Genomic DNA, 19,970 nt, shown 5'->3' with positions numbered 1-19,970 from the left:
TACGGGGTGTCGTCAGGACGCGGCGCCGGAAGCGGACCGCGCCTCGGGCGGCCCGTCCCGGAGCTGGCGGATGGTGCGTGAGTCGGGGTGCCGGCCGGCCCATATGCCGAGGTAGAACCCGGCGCGGAGGGAGAGCGGCGGGGCCCAGACGCGCGGCACGAGGACCTCCAGGAAGGCGGCCAGTTCCTTGTCCGCGTCCCCGGCGAGCAGCCAGCGCCGCAGCAGGTCCCAGGAGCGGGTCGCGCTGTCCTGCCCCATCAGGGCGTGGCGCCACAGGCGGACCAGGGCGTCGGCGCGGTCCTCGTCGCTCATGGCGGTGTCGGCCAGGACGGGCCGGTCGCGGCGGTCCGGCCCTGCGCCGTAACGGCTGAGGATGAGCAGGGTGCGGATCGCGTGTTTGCTCAGATGGTCGTTGCCGGAGGTGATCCAGCGGTCCAGGGCGTCGGCGGTCGGGCCCGGGGCGCCGGCGAGGTAGAGCCAGGACATCGAGAACGCCACCGAGCTGCTGAACGCCAGCTCCGGCCGGGTGCCCAGTTCGCGCAGCGCCCAGAGCGCGTCGGGAACGTCCTGGGCGCCGACCAGGGTGCCGTACGCGCGGGCCGCGCTGTCCTGGAACTCCCACCGGGGGCTGCTCAGCCAGCTTCTGATCTGCGCCCGCACCCTGCCCACCATGCGGGGGTCGTGCGCGGCCATCTCCAGGGCGAGCGCGGCGGACTGCCGGTACGCCGCGGACTTGCGGGCCCAGTGCCGGATCAGGTCCCGGTAGACGCTGTCGAAGTCATGGCTGAGCAGAATCCCGGCGATATGCGCGGCCCGCACCCGAATCCGTTCCAGCGGCCCGGCGACCAGCGCGGTCAGCCACTCGCGCAGGGGGTCGCGGAGGCTGTCGTAGTCGTGCCAGACGACCTCGATGACGGCGTGCATCAGCTCCTCGTCCACGAGCCGGGCGCAGCGGGGGTTGTCGTCGGCCCGGCCGCCGGACATGGCATCCCCCGAGGCGCGCATCTCCGGTGGGATCAGCTGGTCCAGCTCCCGCTCGAAGACGTGGTTGGTGGGTGCGGGTTCCCGGGTCTCGTAGCGCGGCAGCACGGTCGCGCTGAGGACGGCTCCGGCTTCGAAGACGTCGGAGAGCGGGTGGCCGTGGAAGAACGCGTAGGCGATCCGGAACGCCTGGCGGTGCGGGTCCAGGACCGGGCCGTGGGTGGTGTCGGCGGGGACCTGGAGCAGCTGTTTGGCCAGTCGGCGCAGCCGGTCGCGCCACTGGCCGATGAGGTCGCTGAGGCTGGTGTCCTCGGCGTGGATGCTCTGCGCCAGCAGCTCGGCGAACTCCACGACGCTGCGTACGGACGGGGCTCCGTCGAGGGTGCGCTGCACCTGCTGGGACTCCAGCATCCGTGTGGTGAACGCGGTGGTGTGCTCGGCGGTGCAGTCCTGGTGGGGGCACCCTCCGGGGTGTCCGGCGAGCAGTCTGCGCAGATGGACCGCGAGGATCGCGCCGAGGGCCGGGCGCCGGTGCTCGACGGCGTGGGGCTGGAGCCGGTCGGGGTCCACCCGGCCCAGTTCGCCGAGGATGACGAGGTAGGCGCGGTGTTTGCGGGCGAGGTGGCCGAGGGTCTCCAGGGTCGACAGTTTCAGCGGCTGGTCGTCGAGGTCCACCACGAAGCCGCCGGGGGTGAGGAGTTCGTCGGCGCGTTGGCAGAGCGCCTGGAGGATGCCCTGGGCCTCGCTGTGCAGGATCTTGAGGTGGTCGTCGGGGCAGCGGCCGGCGAGCAGCGTCAGTGCCGTGGCCTGGCGGCCGCTGCCCGGCTGCCCGGCGAGCACCAGGACGTGCTGGGCGGCGAGCCGGGCGGCCATCTGGGTCTGCTGGTCGACGTCCTGATGGGAGTCCAGGTGGTGGGCGACGGTCAGCGGGGAGACGCTCAGCACCTGGATCTCGACGCCGCTGTCGCCGCCGAGGGTCAGCTGCTCGGCGTAGAAGGCGGAGCCGCTGCCGTTGGCGACGGCACTGCGCTTGAGCTTGTTCAGGGCGTTCTGCTGCCGGGCCTCCTGGTAGCGGGTGAAGTCGCCGGCGTCGCCGGTTTCCCGGCGGGGAGTTGACCGGACGGTGTCCTGGGCCGACGGCCGACTGTCGCCGTTCGTGGCCGCGGCCGGGTCGTCCGGCGCGTTCGCGGTGGTGGTCCCGGTGCTGTCGGACGGTCCGGCCGGGCTCGGCTCCGCGGGGTCGGCCGCGGGCGGTGCCGGTTCGGCCACGGCGGCAGCGGACTCCTCGACGGGCGCTTCCTCCGCCGCGGCCTGCGGCCCGGCCTGTTCGCTCTCGCTCACTGCCGGCCTCCGCCCCGGGCGTCGCGGTTCTGGTTCACGGTGGCGTTGCCGCTGCCGTTGGCGACGGCGCAGCCGTCATAGGTGGAGTGCGAGCCGGGCTGCGGGGCGCCGTACGCGGGCGGCGACGGCTGCGTGGTGTGCTGCGGCTCCGTCCTGCGCACGGGTACGTGGGCGCGCAGTGCCTCCGTGATGACGGGGAGGTCGAGATGGGCGTACGGCACCCGCAGCTGCATGAACTGCCGCTCCGCCAGCTCGGCGATGCCGGCGGGCAGTTCCTCCTTGGCCGGGAGCCGGGCCGAGTCGATCAGCACGGGGATGACGGTCCTGCGCCAGGTGAGGGCGTGGTGGATCTCGTCGTGGACGTAGTCGCCCGGTACGTCGATGCGGCGTCGGCCGTCGGTGTCGCACACGGAGAGCCAGTTCGGGCCGATAAGGACGAGGAGGACCCCGCTGCTTTCCAGGTGGCGCCAGAGCTCGGGCGGAAAGTGGGCGCCCGGCGCCGTGGTGCGGCGGTCCCGGAAGACGTTCTCCGGCCCGAATACCTCCTTCAGTTTCTCGTCGAGCAAGACAGCCGCCACGGCACCGTCGCCGGTCCGGTAGTTGATGAATACTCCGGCCATGAGTGTTCTGCCTTTCCTCAGGATGACAGCGGTGGATTGCGGCAGCCGGATGCGGTGAGAGTTCCTAGGGCTGTCGCGGGCACAGGGGGATAAAGCCGAGATTCACAGGGGTTTGAGGCGTGGTCAACGCGTTGCCCTCGGCCTTTCGGCCGGGCAACGGAACACCACGGGTTCGGCGGGTGTGCGGTTCTTCGCGCGGTCTTCCGCGCGGGGCGGGCGGCGGTTCGGGAAGTCAGGCCGGTGCGCCCGGACCGGTCCGGTGGGTGTGCAGGCCGATCGCGAGCTGGGGAAGGGTCCGACGGACGAGAGGATTCTTTGGCCAACGATTCAGGGCGCGGCTCAGACGGAGAAGATCAGCGCGGATGGTGGCCGAGTCGATGAGGGCAACATGGGAGGCGACCAATTCCGCGATCGCACAGGCCTGCTCGATTTCCCCGACGTTCGCCAGTGCAAGCGCCAGCCGGGCACCATATCGGGCTCTGGCGCGGCGGAATTCCGGCGGAATGGCGTCCAGACCATCGGCGAGCAACGTCACGGCCTCCGCCGGGGAACCGAGGTCGTGCATGCACCAGCCGGCGACGAACACCGTCAGATCCGGCAGATGGATACTGCCGAGGACCGGGTCCGTACCGTCCGGCGGCACCGCACCGGACGTCAGCTCCGCTCCGCGGTCGAGCGCCCGGCGGCAGGCGTCGCGGTCCCCCACCAGCGCGTGCCCCTGTGCCTCGCGCTGTGCGGCGAGACCGCGGATGCGAACGCTGCGGGCCTGCTGTGCGGCCCGCCGTGCCAGCTGGACGGTGGCCACCGAATCGCCGGTGTACAGGGCGAGTTCGGCGCGCCGGATCAGGGCGTAGGCGGCCAGTTCGTCATCGCCGCCGTCGGCGGCCAGCTGGACCGCCTGTTCGGTCCACCACAGTGACGCGGCGTCGCTGCCCGCCTCCTGCGCCATCCAGCCGGTGTACTCGGCGAACCGGGAGGCGAGCCGGAGCACGACGGCGCGGTGGGCGGGCTGCGCCTGGTGCGCCATGCCCCGCAGCGCGCTGGTGGCCGCGATGCTGAGCTGCGCGACCACCGAGGGTCCGAAGAGCTGCCCGAGCCGGCGGAACTCGTCGAAGACATTGCGGAAGTACGGCAATGCCGAATTCGTCTCCCCGCTTTCGAGGAGCGGTGGCGCGAGAGACCAACTCACAATGGTGGAGGGCAGGACACCACCACCGGGCGATCCCGGATCGAATGCCGTGAAGTCGCTCTCGCCGCCGGCGTGCATACGTAAGGACCAGGGCGTCCCGACATCCGCCTCGGTCATGGGCGTGACGGCGGTATTCCGCTCGGGTGCGGAAATGAGGCTGCCGAGTTGCCCGTCGGCGTGGAGAGCGCTGTCGCATAACTGGGCAAGATCGTGACTGGGCGCCTTCACGCCACGTTCGATCTTGCTCAAGTGCCCTTTGGAAAAGCAGATCAGGCTCGCCAGTTCACCCAGCGACAGCCCCGCTTCAATCCTTCGCCGGCGTAACTCCGCCCCGAACCGCACAGGAATCCGCTGCACCCCGCTCGCCCCCCTCGTCGTTCGCGACCGGTGAAGGGAGTGTGCCACGCATCACAGCAACTTCCACATACCCTTCACGAATTGCTTGCTATCGGTTTCATCACGCTCCGCTTCTGGCAAGGTAAATCGCCTTCTCCCAGGAAGGACGCCGTACACCACGGCCACTTCGAAGCCGCCGCCCGTTCCGCAACACCCAGAACTCCGCCCGGACGGACGCCCTTGTCGCCCCCTGGGCGAGGGCAGCGGCGGGACGGGGCGACGGTCCGGCTCGGCCGTTCAGCTCCCGACAGGGACCGGACCGTGCTCCAGGAGATGGCCGACGGTGTGGACAATGCGCTCCAACAGCGCCTCGTCATACGGCAGGAACGGCAACGGAGCGGCCCGCCGGCCTGCGGGCGGGGCGATCTCGACCGGATCGCCCTTCAAGCCCGCCGCATTATGGAGTTTTCCCGCCGAAGAGGGCGATATCTGTGGCAGGGTCACGGCATGACGATCAAGGATGAACCGGGCCCCGTTCCCGCTGGCTACTCACGGATCGACCCCTGGGTGATATCGCAGGACACCGGTGCGGAGATCGAGTTCCTGCACCAGGTGTTCGGCGCCACCGAACGCGGTGCCCGCGTGCTCAACGAGGACGGGAGCGTCGGCCACGCCGAGGTGGACGTGGCGGGTTCGGTGGTGTTGATGTTCGACCGTCAGCCCGGCTGGCCGCACCTGCCCTCGCATCTGCGGGTCTACGTCGAGGACGCCCGGACGACCGTCGAGAAGGCCCTCGCCTGTGGGGCCCGGCTGGTGACGCGGCCGACCGAGCTGGCCTTCGGCCAGATGGCCGCGCGCGTCCGCGACCCGCAGGGCCACCTGTGGTGGATCTTTCAGCGCCTGGAAGAGGTCTCCGCCGAGGAGATGGCGAAGCGGTTCGCCGAGCCGTCCTACCAACGAGCCATGGAGTATGTGCAGAGGTCTCTGGCAGAGGAGCTGGAAGGTCACACGCCGTAGCCGGGAGCGAGTGCTCCGGTCAGCTGATGAGGTCCTCGGGCCGCAGGTACCCGGCGGGCCGCTCGTGTTCGCCGAACCAGCGGTGTGCGGCGCCGGAGCGGGCCGCCTCGATCAGTGCGCCGCCGTAGTGGCGGACGGCGAAGACCGGGAGGCCGATCCGGTAGCGCCGGTCCGGTATGCCCGCCGGACCGGCCTGCTCCTCGACGAACAGCGGTGCCAGCTCCGGTTCCTGCGGTTCCGGCACGCCGCCGGTGGGGCACAGTTCGAGGCTCATCAGCCGCCGCCCCGTGTTGCCCGGCCCCGGGCACCAGAACAGGCCCACGGTCTCCAGCGCGTCCCACGGCATGACCGCATGCGCCGACTTGCCGTGCCACCGCCACACCCCGGTCGCGTCGAACGCCGGGTAGGCGTCCCGGTCACCCCACACGGCCCACGCCATGACCACCCCGGCCGGACCGAACACCAGGAACCAGATCACCGCGAACACCCAGGTGCCGACGCCAAGTCCGGGTCATACGCCCGCCGTCGAAAACTCGTTTGCCCGGCCGCCGTGCTGCCTCTACTCTCCCGATCATCGACGTGTAGCTCAGCAGTAGAGCGCCGGGCTTCCTACCCGGAGGGCGCGGGGGCGGCACCCGCCACGTCGGCTTATGAACGACGACGCTGAGCAGCAGCCCCTCACCCGGGTCCCGTCCTATGCGCACGACCAGTTGGCGAAGGCCTTCGTCACCGCGCTGACCCACGAGGAAGACGGGACCCGCCGGCGCGCGGAGGACCGGGCCCACCGCTGGCAACGCGTCCTGGACGGCCTGGCCGGCGGCTCGTTGACGGTCGGTTCGCGCACCCCGGTGGCCGGTCTTCCGGCCTGGGTGACCCCCGAGGTCGTCCGGGGTGGTTTCGCGACCGGTGAGGCGAGCGCCGGCGGACCGCTCCAGCCGTACGAGGAGGAGGCGGCGCGCCTGGCGGGTGTGGCGGCCGACCGCCGGGCGCTCTTCGTGCACGCGCTGTCCGCGGCCGGGCTGGCCGGCCTGTGGGCGCTGCTGGACAACGGGCGCTATGAGGTGGCGGTGCCCGAGGAAGCCGCACTGCTCACCGTCGCCTGGCTGGTGCGCTCCGGGCGGCTGACCGAGGCGGCGGAGCTCGTCGAGGTGCTGGAACCGTTCGCCGGCCGGCTGCGGTTCACCCCCCGGCCGTCGGCGGCGCCCCTGCCGGACGCGTCCGCCGTGCATCGCCGGACGGTCGCCGACGCCGGCCGGACCCTGGCGCGGCGGCGGCCGCACGCCGCGGTCGAGGCCCAGCGGGAGGCGCTCACGGTCTGGCAGCCGTTCGCCGACGAACTGCTCGTCCTCTGGCTGGAGACGGCGGAGGGAGAGCGTGTGCTCGCGCGCACTCCGGACGCGGACTGGCGCGAGCGCGGGGCCGTGCTGCTGCGCCGGTACCGGCAGCTCGCGGCGGCCCATACGCACTGCCGAAAGCACCGCAGTCCCAAGGAGAACCTGGGCATCCTGCGCCGCGCCCTGGCGGAGACCGTCGCCGGGCGTCCGCTCAGTGCCCGCCGGCTCGGGCTGCTGCGGCATGCCGTCGCCTCGATGGTGCGGCGCCGTGGAGTGCCCGGGTCCGAACGGCATCAGGCGCTGCGTGGCCGGCAGGCGGCGCAGGGGGCGCTGCCCTCGCACCACGCGCTGGCACAGCTGGTGCTCCGCCGTCTCGGCGCGCTCCCCCAGGACATCGGCGCGGCCGATGTCGACGCCCTGGTGGTCCCGGTGACCGAGGAGGAGCGCCGGGAGACCGGGCTGCCCTCGGGGGCGCCGGTCCCGGCGACGATCCGCAGGGTCGTCGAGGCGGCGCTCAGCGCTCCGCTGGGCACCCTTGTCGAACGGGGTGTGGTGCCGTCGGCCGAGGTCCTGGCCGAGCTGGTGCCGCAGCTGGTCGCCGCCACGACCGCTCAGGCGTACCCCGACGCGGCGCTGCGGACCCTGATGGCCGCGAACTACCGGGCGTTCCGTAACCGCCGTTCGCTGCTGCTGCTCCGTCTGGAGCGGCAGGTACGGGTCGAGGAGCTGCCGTGGGTACGGGCGGTGTCCGGGCAGCGGGGCGACGAGGCGGCGCAGGAGGAGGCGCATTCCGCGCTGCGGCAGCTGGGCGAGCTGGCGGTGCAGGGCTTCCCCGGCACGCTGCTGCCCAACCCCCTGGTCCGCGAACTCGGTGTGCTGGCCCGCCAGGCCGACCTCGGCGCGCCGATGGTCGAGGAGCTGGCGGCGGACATCTTCATGGGCACCTTCAGCCCGAAGTTCCTCACGGCCGCGCGGATCGCGGGCGAGCTGCTGCGCGGCTCGCTGTACGAGCGCTACTACGGCATCGACTACAAGGCGATCCGCGACCTCGCGGTCGTCGAGGCCGGTGAGGCGCTGACCCGCAGCTACCGGCCGCGCAGCTCCCCGCGGTTCGCGCAGCTGTGCATCGCACGGGCCGGGTCGTCCGGGCGGAGCTGGGTGGCGGCGAACGGCCAGGTGATCGAGCAGGCGCAGATCCTCACCACGCACAACCTGGCCACGCTCGTACGCCAGGTGGGCATCGCCCCGGAGCCCGGCTGGCAGGACCTGGCGGGCCGCTGCTTCCGTACGGTCTGCCGGCTGACGGCCCAGGTGCACCACCACCCGCGGCCGTTGGCCACGATCAAGGACGCGGCGTACGCGTGGCGGCAGCTGGTCTTCTTTCTCTCGCTGTGCCCGCCCGCCGAGCAGCCCCAGCTGCTCGACCGGCTGGACGAGGAGACGGCCCGTCACCCGGCCCATGTCGCCGCCCGGCTCGCGCCCGCGCTGGCGGGGCTGCGCCTGGTCGCGGGCGGCGGAAGCTTCGCCGACGACGGAACGGCGCTCGACGGCCGGGCCCGCCGCTTCCTCGGCTGGAGCACCGGGGAGCACTGGCTGCGCCGGCTGCCGCCGACGGGGCAGCCCGCGACACGCTGATACGTCAACACGCCGCCCGCCCTGCCCGAACTGAGCGAAAATCTCCAAAACCCCCTGCTCATTACTGTGCCCGCGCAATCGATCATGCGAGGGTGCTTGGTCGCAGACTTGCAGGACGCGGTGCGCGCCGGTGCGCCGGCCGCCCCTTCCTCCGCGACGACCCGAAGGACGTGCGTCATGAGCGAACGAGTCATCACCCCGCGCAGCCGCGGTTTCCTCTTCCTCGACTCCCATCCGGCCGGCTGCGAGCGTCTGGTGCAGGAGATGTGGCACGACGTCCCCTCCCCCGCCGAGGTGCCGGGCGATGCGCCGGTGGCGCTCGTCATCGGCTCCTCGGCGGGCTACGGGCTGGCCGCGACGATCGCCGGCCTCGCCCGGGTGGGCATCCGCGGCATCGCCGTCTGCTTCGAGAAGGCCCCCACCGAGCGGCGCACCGCCACGGCGGGCTGGTACCGCACCGCCGCCACCGCCGAACTCGCCCGCCGGCACGGTCACGAGATGGTCTTCCTCAACGGCGACGCGTTCTCCGACGCGATGAAGGACCAGGTCGCGGAGCTGCTCCGGGAGCGCTTCGGCCGCCTGGACCATCTGGTCTACTCGGTCGCCGCTCCGCGCCGCACCGACCCGGACACCGGCGCCACCTACGCCTCGGCCCTCAAGCCCATCGGGGAGGCGTACCGCACCAAGACGCTCGTCTTCGACAGCGACGGGACGCCGGAGGTCAAGGAGGTGGAGACCGCGCCGGCCTCGGAGGACGACATCGAGCAGACGGTCGCGGTCATGGGCGGCGCGGACTGGGAGCGGTGGATCGACCATCTCGCCGGCCGCGAGCTGCTCGCCGACGGTTTCACCACCGCCGCCCTGTCCTACATCGGTTCGCCGCTGACGGACGGGATCTACCGGCAGGGCACCATCGGTGCCGCCAAGTCCCACCTCGAAGCGACGGCCCGTACGCTCGACGAGCGGCTGGGCAAGCTGGTCGGCGGCCGTGCGGTGACCTCCGTCAACGGCGCCGCGGTCACCCAGTCCTCCACCGCCATCCCCGGCATCGCGCTCTACGTGGGCCTGCTGCGCGGCGTGCTCGGTGACGGCATGGTGCCGCCGGTCGCCCAGCTGGCCGGCCTGTGGGACCAGCTCACCGGTGCCCGTCCCCTCGACGTCGACGACGACGGCCGGGTCCGTCTCGACTCCTGGGAGCTCAACAGCGCGGTCCAGGCGGCGGTCACCGAGCGGTGGGAGTCGGCCACGACCGAGAGCATCACCCGCCTCGCCGACCTCGACTGGTTCCACTCCGAGGTCCAGCGGCTCTACGGTTTCGCGGTGCCGGGAATCGACTACACGGCCCCGACCGCCACCCAGGTGCCCTGGCCGGACGCCCGCTCCTGACCCGGAAGAATGCCGACGAGCGCTCGGCAGCGGTGAGGACGAGGATTTCGAGTGCCCGTCACCGGATGTGGTCGCGTTTCCGTCACCCTGGGGTTTGCCGGAGTAACTCGCTGCGTTGACCCGGCTGTTGACCGGCCGGGGATTCGAACAACCGTGAGGCGGTGCAATCGGAACGGGATTGCGCCCTCAGACAATTCGGGGGCGATGTCGGGGCGTCGTCTCGGCCCTTCCGGTTTCGCCGTCCTCATCCATCTGCCGATGGGGATGATCCGTCTCACCGCTGATGCCGCGCGCCTTGCGTGTATACCCCCATCAATTCCCAGGGGATCAACTGGCGGGCGCGGTGACGGGAGTCACCGAGAATTGCGGGGTGTGCGGTGCGCTCTCAGGCCGTGGCTGTCGCGTCACGGTCTGAGGGACCGCTGCCCGAGGAGTCCTGACGGGGGATGACCGCCGTCACCGTCTTACCGGCCGGCTTGCTGTGGACCTCTACGGAGGACGCGAGGCGACAGACCATCGACCAGCCGAAGCCGCCGCCCTCTCCGGACACGTCGGGGGTACGGGGCCGCGGCAGCGCGGGGCTGGAGTCGCCCACGGTGACCAGCACCGACTCCGGGTCGGCGGTCAGCCGCAGCGTGCAGAGCTTCCCGCCCGCATGTCGTACGGCGTTGGTGACCAGTTCGGAGACGACCAGGATCACCGCGTCCCTGGAGTCCTTTTCCAGGGCGGGCTCCAGGCGCTCCAGGAAGGTTGCCGCAAGATGCCGGGCGGGCCCGACCACTTCGGAATAGCAGTCCAGTTGAAGCTCCAGCACCGGCAACGCCGTGACCGTGCGCGGAGCCTCGGCGGTGCTCATGATAAAGCTCACCTCGTATCGCGTCGACTTGCCTTCAGGCCGGAAAGCGTGCCCCCTTCCCGAGCTATCAACCACACATATCCGAGTTCGGACGAAAATGTTTGCCGTTCGCAACATCGGAATGATCGAACCCTGACCTGTCCCGGCGGACACGGACAAGCGAAGTGCCGCGGACCATCTCACGGTGCCGGAAGCCGGACGGTGAGCACGATGACCTCCCGGGCCATCAGGCTCACCGTCCGATTCCGGCACCGAAAACGATCAGTGCGGCAGCATCAGAAGAAGGGGTACCGCAGTTGTCATCCTCCGGACATTCGCGTGCCCGTATCCGTCGCGGGCATTCGGAATTTACGCCGCAGTTTGCCGTTCGATTCGACGGGTAAAAGTGCCTGCGTTCCTTCCGTCGCACGGCGGGCGCCTCAGTGCAGCGGCCCCCGGACCCACCTTCCGCCCGCCCGGGGACGCCCTTGCCACACAAGGGCGGCGCAGCCACAGACACGCCTCAGGGCAGACGCCGCGCCCCACGCCCGGCGCCGTCCACAGCCCGCCCCCGGCTCACCCTTCCGTTCCCCGTGCGGCCGCGACCGGCTCCGCCACCTTGGCACCGTCAGCGCGCGCCAAAAGCCGCAAAGGTGCATAGGTCGCCACAGACACCAGGAAAGCCACGTAGTACGCGAAATCGGCACCGTGCAGCGCGGCCGCCACCGGGCCGACGAAGAGGGTGGTGTCCATGAAGGGCACGGCCGCGGCGAAGGCCACTACGAAGGCGACACAGGCGGGCCACCACGGCTGGGGACGGCCGAACTCGGCCTCGACGTCGATCGGCGCACCGCCCCGGGCCCTGGCCCGCAGCCACGCGTCGACGAGCACGATGCCCACGAAACCGGGAATCCAGTAGCCGACGAACAGCAGCACGTTCTGGAAGCGGAGCGCGGTGTCCGCGCCGTGCATCCAGAGGACGAGCAGAAAGCCGAGCACGGCGGCCGCGGCCGCGGCGAGCGGCCGGGGAACCCGTATGCCGGCCGCCTGCAGGGCCAGCGAGCCGCTGTAGTCGTTCATGGCGTTGCTGCACACTGCCGCGGCGGCGATGGCCAGCAGCCCGAAGGCGCCGAGGACGCCGCCGCCCAGCAGTCCGTGCACCCCGGCGGCGGTCTGGTCGGTGAACAGCTCGGCTCCCCACAGCCCCAGCGCCTGGACCCAGGCGAAGGAGAGCACCATGCCGAGCAGGGAGTACCAGAACATCCGGCGCCGGGATGTCGTCCGGGGCAGGTAGCGGCTGAAGTCCGAGGCGTAGGGCGCCCACGAGACGGCCAGGCTGAGCGCGATGGTGCTGGTCAGGACGAAGGCCCCGAACCGGTCGGCGCCGTGCGCGGAGCCCGAGACGGGCAGCGGCACACCGGACAGCAGCCGCACGCTGAGCACCACGAACGCGGCGCCCAGCACGAAGGTCATCACCGTCTGGAGCTGATGGAGCGCCTCGTAGCCGAAGACGCCGACGACCCCTTGGAGCAGTAGGACCACCAGCGCCCCCAGCCAGAACGGCCAGCCGAGGAGCTGCGCCAGCGCCTCGCCGCCGAAGAGGCCGATGAGCGCGTCCCAGGCCACAGAGGAGAGCCACTGCATGATGCCGGGCAGGGCCACCCCGCGCCCGAAGGCGAGCCGCGAGAGCGGGAGCTGACCGGTTCCGGTCTGGCTGCCCCACGTGCCCAGGTAGGCGGCCGGGACCGCGCCCACGACCGTACCGAGCACCATCGCGGTGAACGCCGTCCAGAAGTCCAGCCCCAGCGTGACACCGACCGTGCCGGAGAACACTCCGGTCATGGTGAGGTTGGGGGCGAACCAGACGGTGAAAAGGCGGGCAGCCTTTCCATAGCGGTTACTTTCGGGCACCGGGCCGATTCCGTGCCGCTCGACCGCCAGGTCGCCGGGCCGGGCAGGCATCCGCCCCCGGAAGGCGGATTCTTCGATGGTCATGACTCTCCAGGCATCAACAGATGCGCCCTACGGTAGGCCGGACAGCCGGCCCGCCCGTCACGGCCCCCTGACACGGCGCCGCCACCGCGGCCGCTACCGTACGGAGGCTGTGCCGTCCGCAGGGCGCCGGGCGGGTGCGCCGTGGCCTGGGATGGCGGCGGTCCCCGGATCACCTCCACCGGACGGTCACGGGTAGGAGACCAGCGTGGACGGCAGGGTCGAGGTGCCCGAGGTGGCAGCACCAAGGTTGTTGATCACGTGCTCGTACTGCCCCTTGCCCCCGAGGGAGACCACCAGCAGATGGTGGAACCGCACGCCCGGTGTGGCCGGCGCCTGGAACCCGTGGTCCTGGCGGATGGTGGGATCGACGTTGTAGTAGCAGTAGCTGCCCAGACCCCACCCCTCGTGGGTGGTCACGGTGTCGGCGACCTTGTAGGCGGCGTAGCCCTTCGTGGCGCCGTTCTGGATGGCGGCCTGGTTGGGCGCGTCGTAGGCCTTCTCGTTCTGGAAGAAGACCGTGCGTCCCCGCTCGCCGCGCCACTCCACGTCGAACTTGTTGAAGTGCTCGACGAAGAGCCCGGTGGCCAGGACGTCGTCACCGTTGACGCGGACCCCGTAGTCGGCCCGGTTCGTCTCCCAGCCCACGCCGTCGCCGTGGTCGGCCCGCCAGACCCAGGTGTGATCGATGACGGTGTGGTTGCTGTTGATCACCATGCCGGTGGTCGCCTTGCCGGGTCCCGCCCCGCCGATCCGCAGGAAGACGTCCTGAACCGTGGTGGGGTTCGCGGCATGGTCGGCGGACGCGCCGTCAGGGCCGACCTCCAGGAGCGTGGCGGAGTTGACCGGGCCGGCATCGATGAGGAACCCGGCGAGCCGCACCCCGTCGACATCGGCGACCTTCAGGGCCGTCGCGCCGTTGTCCGGAACGAGGGTCGGGTATCCCAGCCCCAGGACCACGGTGTTCGCACGCCGCACCTCGACCGGCCGGTCGAGGTGGTAGATCCCGGGGGTGAGCAGCAGGTGGAGCCCCTGGGTCAGCGCCGCGTTCAGAGTTGCCGCATCGACACCGGGCCTGGCCACATAGAACTCACTGAGCGGAACGGACTCGCCCCTCGGTGTGCCACTCCCCCATGTGGTGCCACGGGAGTTGGTCCGCTTCTCCGGGAGGAAGACCTTGTAGTCCGCCCCGTCGAGATACAGGAACGGCTTCTCGCGGGAGACCGGGGTGGTGGCGAGCGTGGTGTACGGCGGGTCGGGGAAGCTCTGCGCCGGGGCGCCCTCGACGCCCGAGAACACCATGTTCCAGACGGCGTTCTGCCAGCCGCCCACCGCACTGTCGCGGATGTACCACTGTTGCTGTGAGTAGGGCGCCACGGTGCCGTCGATGCGGCTGTCGGCGATATAGCCACCGCTGGCCCAGCCGTAACCGTCCGGCGCCAGGTTCAGTCCGCCCTTGACGTGCATCCGCCGGAACGGCGCCGCCTGCGCCACGGCCCACCGGTTCGTGCCGTTGGCCGGATGGAGTGTGAGGTTCTCGGCCGAGCGCCAGAAGTTCTGTGTCGCGTTGCCGTCGAACCAGCCGGCGTCGACGGTGACATCGCCGTGGAAGGTGGTGTCACCGGGCGACAGTCCGAGGCCCGCGATCGAGGTGTAGAACCCGATCTGGGCGTTCAGGCCTCGGTACGTGCCCGGTTTGAAGAGGAGCGCGAACCGTCCGTCGCCGAACTGGGCCGACTCCTGCCGCCGGAAGATCTCGTCAAGTCTGCCCTGGATATCGGGCATGGCGGGATCGAAGACCAGCACATTCGGACCGAGGTCCCCGCCGCCCGGCAGCGCAGCGGGGGCAGGCGCCGCGGACGCCCGGGTGGAGAGGACCGACAGGCTCGCCGCGGGAACGGCGGCCGCCACCGCGGCCAGCACGCTGCGTCGGGAGGGCTTCGGCGTGCCGGGCGCGGGCGCCGAGTCGGCCGTGGGGGGTATGGGCATGGGGCAGCTCTCCTCATTCAGGAAGTGAACGATGGAAGTTCATGGGAGCGCTCTCTTGCCCGAAGCATGTTCACCATGTGTGATCGATGCGTCAAGGGTTCTGTCAGGAAACCGGGAGAGCAATTGATAGCCCGTCACATTGCTGCCGTTCAGGGCTGGTTGATGCAGCACGAAACCGTACCTTCAAGATCCCAATGCTGCGTCCGCTGAGGCTCCGCCTTCAGGAGGTGGTGTCACCGGGCCCGCAGCACATCGAGCGGGCGACCATCTGCCTGATGTGCGCGGCCTCAGCCCAGGGCGCGGTCGAGGTTGAATGCGGCGCTGATGAGCGCCAGGTGGGTGAAGGCCTGGGGGAAGTTGCCGGTCTGTTCGCCGGTGCGGCCGATTTCCTCCGCGTACAGGCCGAGGTGGTTTCCGTAGGTGAGCATCTTCTCGAAGGCGAGCCGCGCCTCGTCCACACGGCCGGCCCGGGACAGCGCCTCGACATACCAGAACGAGCAGATCGAGAAGGTGCCTTCCTCGCCCCGCAGCCCGTCGGGACTGCTGCGGGGGTCATAGCGATAGACCAGCGAGTCGGACACCAGCTCCTCCCCCAGGGCGTCCAGAGTGGAAAGCCACTTCGGGTCGGTCGGGGAGATGAACTTGGCCAGCGGCATCATCAGAACCGAGGCGTCGAGCACATCGTCACCCTCGTGCTGAACGAACGCCTGCCGCTTGCCGGACCAGCCACGGTCCATGATCCGCCGGTAAATGGCGTCCCGGGCCGCGCCCCAGCGGATCATGTCCGCCGGCAGGCCCCGGTGAAGGGCGATCCGCATCGCCCGTTCCAGCGCCACCCAGCACATCAGCTGTGAGTAGAGGAAGTTCTGGGTCTTTCCGCGGGTCTCCCAAATCCCTTCGTCGGGCTGGTCCCAGTTGTCACAGACCCAGTCCACGAGTTTGCCGACGGTGTCCCAGTGCTCGCTGGACAGCGGCTCTCCCCATTTGTCATAAAGGTAGAGCGAGTCGATCAGCGCGCCATAGATATCCAGTTGGAGCTGGTTGACGGCGTCATTGCCGATCCGGACGGGGCTGGAGCCCAAGTGGCCCTCCAGATGCAGGAGTTCCTCCTCGGGCAGTTCGCTGCGCCCGTCGATTCCGTACATGATTTGCAGCGGACCGGCGGCACAGTCCGTGAGGCAGACGTTCTGGGACAGGAAGTGCACAAAGGCCTTGGCCTCGTCGGTGAAGCCCAGCCTGAGCAGCGCGTAAATGCAGAACGCGGCGTCCCGCACCCAGGCATAGCGATAGTCCCAGTTCCGCTCGCCGCCGATCTGTTCCGGCAGGCTGGTCGTGGGCGCGGCCACGATCGCGCCGGTCGGCGCGTAGGTGAGGAGCTTGAGAGTGAGCGCGGAGCGGTGCACCATCTCCCGCCAGCGTCCTCGATAGCGGGAGTGCGACAGCCAGTTACGCCAATACCGCACCGTGCTACCGAACAGCTCCTCCGCCTCCGTCAGCGGACAGGCCCGCGGCGCCACCCCGTCACCGATCCGGTCGAGGGCGAACACCGCGGCGTGGCCCTCGTCCAGCGTGAACGTGCAGCAGGCGTCCGGACCGTCGATCTCGACCGGAACGCTGGACGACAACGCCAGCGAAAGACCCGGGGAGTCAAACACGATCTGGCCCTGCTGAGAACTCACGGTGTGCACACTGCGCCCGTAATCGAAACGGGGAGCCACCCGGGCGGTGAACGGCAGCGATCCGCGCACGCAGAGCACCCGCCGGATCAGCCGGTGCCGGTCCGCTTCACGGGAGTCGTCGACGATCGGCATGAAGTCCTGGACCTCGCCGACCCCGTTGTCCGCGAAGAATCGCGTGATGAGGATATTGGTGTCGGGAAAGTAGAACTGTTTCGTCCGGGCAGGCACGTCCGCGGCCAGCTCGAAGGCCCCGCCACGATCGGCGTCCAGGAGCGCCCCGAAGACACTGGGCGCGTCGAACCGTGCGCAGCAATACCAGTCGATGGTGCCGTTGGTACCGACGAGCGCAGCGGTACGCATATCGCCGATCATGCCGTGCTCGGCGATGGGCGTATAACGGAGTGCGTCCGCCTTACTGGGGCGGAGGCTCACACCGGCGGTCATATACCCTCCCCGGCTGGGGGAGCAGATGCAGTGAATTCAGATTACCCCCCAGACAATGCGAGCGGCGACCGGCCGGATGAAGCAGAACTACCCGGCCCGGCGGTGCGATGGCGGTGTCGTGGGGCATCGTGGGGCGGGCGTAGAGGCATGCGTCGTGGTGCTTGTGGCGTGCGTCGTCGCGCGGCGGGAGAGGGACGATCCTCGGTCGTCGCCCACCCCAGCCACAGGGTGACCATTGGCCACTCACCGTGACGGGCATGTCGACTCCCGCGCCCTCGCCTTGCCCGGCTCCCCGCGCCCCGGCGCCCTCGGGGCGGGTTACGGACGGCGTCCCCAGGCGGAGATCATCGGGGCGGTGGCCAGGTCGAGCCGCCCGGTGGCGACGTTCGCCAAGTGCCGTTCGATCTCCGCCTCGGTCGCCAGTCCCTCCGCCACCAGACGGTCGCGGATCTGCCGTACGGTCGCGTCCTCCAGCACGGCACAGGCCGGCGAGGTGACGGGGAAGTACGCGTCGGCCTGCACCTCGCCCAGGCCGGCTTCGCGGAGCACTCGGGGCAGGGTCCGCCCGTAGGCGAGGTCCGCGCCGCGCGCCGCCATCAGGGAACGGAAACCGGACCGCAGCCGGTTGGCGAGCTGCTGTTCGGGGCCCGACTCGTCCGGGCACAGCAACGGCTGCAACGCGGGGTCGGCGTCCTCCAGGAGCAGCCAGCCACCGGGCCGCAGCGCCTGGACCATCCGGCGCAGGGCTTCGGCGCGGTCGGTGACATGCACCAGGACCAGCCGGGCGTGCACCAGGTCGAAGCCGCCGGGCGGCGGCGGGTCGGCCGCCACGTCGTGGCGCAGCAGCTCGATCGGGCCGCCCGCGATCTCCCGGGTCCAGGACACATCGATGTCGGTGGCGACCACCGCACCGCGCGGGCCGACGCGTTCGGCCAGCCCGAGGGCTACGGAGGGACCACCGGCGCCGACTTCCCAACACCGCATGCCCGGACCGATTCCGAGCCGGTCGACGTGCCGGAACGTCACCGGATCGAACAGCTCGGCAAGGGCACCGAAGCGGACTCCCGCCTCGGACTGCCTGTTGTCCAGAAGGTAGCCGCGTGCAGCGTCGTCCTCAGCCATGCGGCGATTCTGGCAGACAGCCGGAGGCGGGCCCGTGTGCCTGTGGACAGGCGCTGGAACCGCCGACTGACGCGCAGTGGCCGCGGCCCGGTCCGCGGCTCAATGCGGCCGGTTGTGGGCGCGGGCTTCGGCCTCGGCGGCGGACTTCAGGTCGCGCAGCCAGGCTTCGAGGCCCTCGCGGAGGAGCCTGGTCGCGGTGGGAACGTCCGCTTCGACCTGGGCGCCGGTGTGGGTCTCCTCGGTACTCACCCGGACACCGCCCCTGACCTTGGTGAAGCTCCACACGTGAACACCCTCGATGCGCAGTCCGTCGCCGATCGCGGGGCCGGTCCAGCGGATGCACGCATGGTGCCTGATCTGCTGGACGGTCGAGGTGATGTCCAGGCTGGTGGCGGGAGTTGAGGGGTTGGGGGGTATCGGAGTCGTCCACCGGAATGCCGAACCCCTGCGGAAGGGGCCCTGGTCAAGGCGTTTCACCGTCTCCACGGGGGACTGCCAGGACGGCCAGCGCTCCACGTCGGTCTGCAGCTTCCAGATGATGCGCAGCGGGGCGTTGATGACGGTCTCGGTCCGGTGGCGGACGAGGGCAGCGGGGTCGACACCCTTCCCACGGCAGGTGAGGGACTTACCAGGGTGGGAGGTGTGGGTGCCGGTGGCCCCGGCGGGTGCGGCGGCGGCGCCGAGGACGGCGAGGGCGAGCGGGGCGGCGAACAGGGTGGCGCGGAGGCCGGTACTGCGGATGCCGGACATGGAGTTCTCCTCTGTCGGTCGGGAGGTGAACGCGGCCCGAAGCGCGGGCGGCGTGGCCGTGCTGCGGCGCCGCACCCCCACCTAATTAGAGGCTCACACGTTCGTTATAAGTTGTAACGCTTACAAAGTAGCCGGTCAATAGGCGCGTGATAACTTCTCACCATCCCTTGAGGGTGTAGCCGATTGATTGGGGACGGGCAGGCCATGGCGACGACGGGCACGAACACCCCACGGGAGCGCTATCGGGCCCAGGTGCGAGCGGAGATCACGAAACGCGCCTGGGAGCAGATCGCCACAGCGGGGGCCTCCGCGCTCTCCCTCAATGCGATCGCCAAGCAGATGGGCATGAGCGGACCGGCGCTCTACCGCTACTTCGCCAGCCGCGACGACCTGGTCACCGAACTCGTCCGGGAGGCGTACCGAAGTCTCGCCGAGACCCTCAGTACGACCGCCGCCAACGGCGCCGACCTGGCGGGGCTGGCACACGCCCTGCGCGACTGGGCCCTGACGGACCCTCAGCGGTACTTCCTCGTCTACGGCACCCCCATCCCCGGCTACCACGCGCCCGCGGACATCACCGCCATCTCGTCCGAGATCATGACGACCCTGCTCGACGCGTGCACGGCGCTCGCCCCGGACAGCGCCACGTCACTCTTCGCCGCCTACCTGGAGGACCACCGGGACTGGGCCGCCGACCACCCCGCCACGCCCGAGGCCCTTCACCGGTTCCTGACCTTCTGGACCCGCCTGCACGGCGTCCTGTCACTGGAACTCGCCGGCCACTTCACCGGCATGCGCCTCGACCCCGCCCGGCTCTTCGCCGCCGAACTGGACGACCTCTTGGCGCCCCGGGCCTGAGGTCGGGCACGGCCCGCCTTGAGCCGGGCGCCGTCAGCCGTCGAAGCGGTGGCGGGCGGTCTCGATTTGGGCGAGGTACCGGTGGGTCCAGTCGCACATGCCGGAAACGGTCGCTCGCAGGGCTCGTCCCGGCTCGGTGAGGGTGTACTCGACCCGGGGCGGCACGGTGGGGTGCACGCACCGGTCGACCAGGCCGTTGCGCTCCAGCATGCGCAGGTTCTGGGTGAGCATCTTGTGGCTGATGCCCTCGATCGCGTCGCGCAACTCAGTGAAGCGCAGGGTGCGTTCCCCCACGGCCTCGATGATCAGGAAGGCCCACTTGTTGGCGACGTCCGAGAAGATCTCCCGCGCCAGCGAGTCCGCGCGCGTCAGGTCCGCCTCGTCCTTGGGCGAGCCCGTGAACTGCTTGGTCACCATCAGGTTCCCCCGTCACCGAAAAGTGCGTTCTTCCATGTCAGCAGG

Annotated in this window: 16 protein-coding genes and 1 tRNA gene; 5 read left to right on the top strand and 12 right to left on the bottom strand. The window is 70.4% G+C overall.

Annotated elements, in window-relative coordinates; translation table 11 throughout:
- Positions 1–12: 12 nt before the first annotated feature.
- From ACWC9R_RS07495 to ACWC9R_RS07480, 4 genes are all read right to left on the bottom strand, one after another.
- Entirely contained in the window at positions 13–2,322 is a 2,310-nt protein-coding gene (locus ACWC9R_RS07495; protein WP_450729426.1) for a hypothetical protein, read from the bottom strand.
- Positions 2,319–2,942 carry a toll/interleukin-1 receptor domain-containing protein gene (locus ACWC9R_RS07490; RefSeq protein ID WP_450729425.1) on the bottom strand — a complete coding sequence of 208 codons (624 nt, stop codon included), beginning with the start codon at positions 2,940–2,942 and terminating at the stop codon, positions 2,319–2,321. The genes ACWC9R_RS07495 and ACWC9R_RS07490 overlap by 4 nt, the downstream gene beginning before the upstream one ends.
- Positions 2,943–3,174: 232 nt before the next feature.
- Complete coding sequence (locus ACWC9R_RS07485; protein ID WP_450729424.1) at positions 3,175–4,488, bottom strand: helix-turn-helix domain-containing protein; 1,314 nt, start codon at positions 4,486–4,488, stop codon at positions 3,175–3,177.
- Between the two features lie 276 nt (positions 4,489–4,764).
- Positions 4,765–4,914, bottom strand: a complete 150-nt coding sequence (locus ACWC9R_RS07480) for a hypothetical protein (RefSeq protein WP_450729423.1) — start codon at positions 4,912–4,914, stop codon at positions 4,765–4,767.
- 60 nt (positions 4,915–4,974) lie between these two features.
- Between ACWC9R_RS07480 and ACWC9R_RS07475 the strand changes: the two genes are divergently transcribed.
- Positions 4,975–5,484, top strand: a complete 510-nt coding sequence (locus ACWC9R_RS07475; RefSeq protein WP_450729422.1) for a VOC family protein — start codon at positions 4,975–4,977, stop codon at positions 5,482–5,484.
- A 19-nt stretch (positions 5,485–5,503) separates the two neighbouring features.
- Here the strand turns inward: ACWC9R_RS07475 and ACWC9R_RS07470 are convergent, their stop codons facing one another.
- On the bottom strand, positions 5,504–5,962 hold the full coding sequence (locus ACWC9R_RS07470) for a hypothetical protein (RefSeq protein WP_450729421.1): 459 nt from the start codon (positions 5,960–5,962) through the stop codon (positions 5,504–5,506).
- A gap of 97 nt (positions 5,963–6,059) precedes the next feature.
- Here ACWC9R_RS07470 and ACWC9R_RS07465 point away from each other — a divergent pair.
- From ACWC9R_RS07465 to fabV, 3 genes are all read left to right on the top strand, one after another.
- Positions 6,060–6,131, top strand: a tRNA-Gly gene (locus tag ACWC9R_RS07465).
- A 3-nt stretch (positions 6,132–6,134) separates the two neighbouring features.
- Positions 6,135–8,453, top strand: coding sequence for a hypothetical protein (locus tag ACWC9R_RS07460; RefSeq protein ID WP_450729420.1), 2,319 nt, complete (start codon positions 6,135–6,137; stop codon positions 8,451–8,453).
- Positions 8,454–8,630: 177 nt separating this feature from the next.
- Positions 8,631–9,839, top strand: coding sequence for an enoyl-[acyl-carrier-protein] reductase FabV (gene fabV / locus ACWC9R_RS07455; protein ID WP_450729419.1), 1,209 nt, complete (start codon positions 8,631–8,633; stop codon positions 9,837–9,839).
- Positions 9,840–10,224: 385 nt separating this feature from the next.
- Here the strand turns inward: fabV and ACWC9R_RS07450 are convergent, their stop codons facing one another.
- From ACWC9R_RS07450 to ACWC9R_RS07425, 6 genes are all read right to left on the bottom strand, one after another.
- A complete protein-coding gene (locus tag ACWC9R_RS07450) occupies positions 10,225–10,695 on the bottom strand; it encodes an ATP-binding protein (RefSeq protein ID WP_450729418.1) in 471 nt (156 codons plus the stop codon).
- 555 nt (positions 10,696–11,250) lie between these two features.
- Positions 11,251–12,669: a purine-cytosine permease family protein gene (locus ACWC9R_RS07445; RefSeq protein WP_450729417.1), complete on the bottom strand. Its 1,419-nt coding sequence runs from the start codon at positions 12,667–12,669 to the stop codon at positions 11,251–11,253.
- Positions 12,670–12,855: 186 nt separating this feature from the next.
- On the bottom strand, positions 12,856–14,655 hold the full coding sequence (locus ACWC9R_RS07440; RefSeq protein WP_450729416.1) for a coagulation factor 5/8 type domain-containing protein: 1,800 nt from the start codon (positions 14,653–14,655) through the stop codon (positions 12,856–12,858).
- Positions 14,656–14,942: 287 nt separating this feature from the next.
- A complete protein-coding gene (locus ACWC9R_RS07435; protein ID WP_450729415.1) occupies positions 14,943–16,778 on the bottom strand; it encodes a glycoside hydrolase family 15 protein in 1,836 nt (611 codons plus the stop codon).
- 318 nt (positions 16,779–17,096) lie between these two features.
- Positions 17,097–17,900, bottom strand: a complete 804-nt coding sequence (locus ACWC9R_RS07430; protein ID WP_450729414.1) for a class I SAM-dependent methyltransferase — start codon at positions 17,898–17,900, stop codon at positions 17,097–17,099.
- A 99-nt stretch (positions 17,901–17,999) separates the two neighbouring features.
- Positions 18,000–18,650, bottom strand: a complete 651-nt coding sequence (locus ACWC9R_RS07425) for an SRPBCC family protein (RefSeq protein WP_450729413.1) — start codon at positions 18,648–18,650, stop codon at positions 18,000–18,002.
- 204 nt (positions 18,651–18,854) lie between these two features.
- Here ACWC9R_RS07425 and ACWC9R_RS07420 point away from each other — a divergent pair, with 204 nt between their 5' ends.
- Entirely contained in the window at positions 18,855–19,508 is a 654-nt protein-coding gene (locus tag ACWC9R_RS07420; protein ID WP_450729412.1) for a TetR/AcrR family transcriptional regulator, read from the top strand.
- Positions 19,509–19,541: 33 nt separating this feature from the next.
- Here the strand turns inward: ACWC9R_RS07420 and ACWC9R_RS07415 are convergent, their stop codons facing one another.
- The gene (locus tag ACWC9R_RS07415) at positions 19,542–19,925 is read right to left on the bottom strand and encodes a winged helix-turn-helix transcriptional regulator (protein ID WP_450729411.1); all 384 of its coding nucleotides are present in this window, start codon (positions 19,923–19,925) and stop codon (positions 19,542–19,544) included.
- Between the last annotated feature and the right edge of the window lie 45 nt (positions 19,926–19,970).

The organism is Streptomyces sp. NPDC001219 (assembly GCF_053597915.1).
Note: the sequence above shows the minus strand (reverse complement) of the source record. Positions and strands in the feature narration are given on the sequence as shown.